The organism is Shewanella sp. SG41-4 (assembly GCF_014164505.1).
Classification (GTDB): Bacteria; Pseudomonadota; Gammaproteobacteria; order Enterobacterales; family Shewanellaceae; genus Shewanella.
In genome coordinates this window covers 1-1,045 of the sequence record NZ_JACJFI010000676.1, presented here as the reverse complement: position 1 = coordinate 1,045, position 1,045 = coordinate 1, and the positions used below count along the sequence as shown (strand labels likewise).

Annotated in this window: 1 protein-coding gene; it reads right to left on the bottom strand. The window is 40.5% G+C overall.

From position 1 onward, the window contains the following. A partial coding sequence (locus tag H5202_RS23200; protein WP_182774077.1) for an ATP-dependent DNA helicase occupies nucleotides 1-713 on the bottom strand: 713 nt, incomplete at its 3' end. Nucleotides 714-1,045: the final 332 nt, after the last annotated feature.

Genomic DNA, 1,045 nt, shown 5'->3' with positions numbered 1-1,045 from the left:
ACCAAATGGGCTTCATCAAAAATAACCACATCGGGATCCGGTAGTAATTCGGCAAATCCGGTGTCGTTGAGTAATCGATCAGCAAAAAATAAATGATGATTAACTACCACCACTTTAGCCTCCATGGCCCTAATACGCGCTTTTCGAGTAAAACACACATCATAATGATCACATTTTTTACCCGTACAGGTTTCTTTGGTGCTCACCACACTAGGAATAACCTCAGAATGCTCTGCCACTGAGGTTAAATTGCCGATATCTCCATCTTTGCTTAAATGTGCCCATTGGTTAATCTTTAGCAAATCATCAATAAAATACTCGCTAAATTGACTGGCGTTTTGCATTTGTTTTTCAAGGCGTAACTGACATAAATAATTGTTACGCCCTTTTAATAATGCTATGGGCACGTGTACATCTAACATTGCGAGTAATGCAGGGAGATCTTTGAGGAATAGCTGCTCTTGAAGATTTTTACTGCCGGTGCTAACAACCACTTGCTTGCCGCTAAGCAACGCTGGAATTAAATACGCATAGGTTTTACCTACACCCGTACCAGCTTCTAAAATCAGATTATGCTTTTGAGCGATAGCGTCACTTACCGCGACGGCCATATCGGTCTGACTTTGTCGGTGGTGATAATGATGCACATGTTTGGCTAACGCACCGCGATCGCTAAATTCATGGATTACAGATTGGGTAAGTGCAGAGCTCAAAGCATCCTCAAATTATCGCGCTAATGCTGATGAAATATGGTTTAGGCTATTATGCTTATAACGGCTTCATGTTCCAACTGTTTATCGCCAAAACTGTAAAGACATTTGTGTTAGCAATATCAATTATCTGGCTGATTAAACTGACAACCATAACCAAAAAATGCTGGCCACCAGCGTGACACAGCATTTTTTGACTCTTATAATTTCAATCCATTACTTATCTGTAACTTATTGAGAGAACACCTTTTGAACATGGTTTTCTGGGGAGAGTTCAAACGCCACCTGTTGATTAGTAGCCTTGCGTTTAACACTCATGCTCATTACTTTTTCTG